The sequence below is a fragment of the Pseudomonas sp. zjy_15 genome (assembly GCF_043101865.1).
GTDB classification, from domain to species: Bacteria; Pseudomonadota; Gammaproteobacteria; order Pseudomonadales; family Pseudomonadaceae; genus Aquipseudomonas; species Aquipseudomonas putida_Y.
Genome location: NZ_JBICII010000074.1, coordinates 1 through 310, shown reverse-complemented (window position 1 = coordinate 310; position 310 = coordinate 1). Strand labels below are relative to the sequence as shown.

The window sequence follows — 310 nt, the reverse complement described above, 5'->3', positions numbered from 1 at the left end:
GGCGGTGCAGGCTGCGCGGGATCGGCAGCGCGTCGGTCTGCTCGGCGGCGATGTCTTCCGGCAGCTCCAGGTGTACCGCGCCCGGCTTTTCTTCTTCGGCCAGGCGGAAGGCTTCGCGCATGCGGGCCGGGATGTTGTCGGCCGAGGCGAACTGGTGGGTGTACTTGGTGATGGGGTCCATCATGCCGCACACGTCAATGATCTGGAAGCGACCCTGCTTGGACTTCTTGATCGGCTTCTGCCCGGTGATCATCATCATCGGCATGCCGCCCAGGTAGGCGTAGGCGCTGGCGGTCACCAGGTTGGTGGC

Annotated in this window: 1 pseudogene; it reads right to left on the bottom strand. The window is 65.5% G+C overall.

The window, feature by feature from the left end:
- Window positions 1-310 (bottom strand): annotated as a pseudogene (locus ACF8EF_RS14280) (acetolactate synthase large subunit); the annotation flags it as partial.